General features: G+C 65.1%; 1 protein-coding gene. It reads left to right on the top strand.

Annotated elements, in window-relative coordinates; genetic code table 11:
- Positions 1 to 198: 198 nt before the first annotated feature.
- Positions 199 to 1,004: IS110 family RNA-guided transposase (locus tag AC1DTN_RS37325; RefSeq protein ID WP_477925129.1), on the top strand; the 806-nt coding region annotated here is incomplete at its 3' end.

Here is a 1,004-nt window from a genome sequence, read left to right as displayed (position 1 = left end):
CGCTGGAGCGGGGCAAGAGACGCAGTCAGGACGAGACAGCGATAGACATGATGGCCCGTCCTCGGAGGAGGCGGACAGTAGATGGGAGATGGAAGGTCTGCCTCCTGCAGGAGTACCGTGGGTTGCGCACTGCGAGTGCGCCGAGCCACATGCAGAACACCCGAGGGTGTGATCTGCAGCTTTGCACAGGAGGCAGACATGGAAGAAGTTAGCACGGTTTTTGTTGGTCTGGATGTCCATTCGCAGTCCACGGCAATCGCGGTGGCGCACGCCGGGCGCGAGACTCCACGGTTTATCGGCACGGTCGGTGCTCGCCTGAGCGAGCTGATCAAGGCCCTGGACAAGCTTGGCAAGCCCTCGACGCTGCTGATCGTGTATGAGGCCGGACCCTGTGGCTACGCGCTGGTGCGCGAGCTGCGGGCCAGAGACTACCGCTGCGAGGTGGTGGCGCCTTCGCTGATTGCGCGCAAGCCGGGGGAGCGTGTCAAGACCGATCGACGCGACGCGCTGAAGCTGGCCGCGCTGGCGCGTTCGGGCGACCTGACGACGGTGAACGTGCCCGACGAACAAGATGAGGCCATCCGGGATCTGTGTCGTGCGCGGGTGGATGCCGTGAAGGCGCGGCTGAAGGCCCGCCAGCAACTCAAGGCGATGCTGCTGCGCCACGGACGTCGCTACACCGGCAAGACGTCGTGGACGGCGGCCCACGAACGCTATCTGGCCACACTCGGCTTCGAGCATCCGGCCCAGGATATTGCCTTTACCGAATACCGGCAGGCGGTCAGCGAGGCCGATGCACGTGTGCAGCGCCTGACTCAAGCCCTGGCACAGCAGATCGAGAACTGGCGCATGCTGGCGGTGGTGCGCGCGCTGATGACGCTGCGCGGTCTGGACTTGGTGGCGGCCACCGCTGTAGTGGCCGAGTTGGGCGATATGCGTCGCTTTGCCCATCCGCGCGATCTCATGGGCTACCTGGGTCTGGTGCCCAGCGAGCACTCCAGTGG

It is taken from the genome of Rhizobium sp. 01T444, assembly GCF_056398305.1.
The sequence above is the reverse complement of the archived record's forward strand: the minus strand, read 5'-3'. Positions and strand labels throughout refer to the sequence as shown.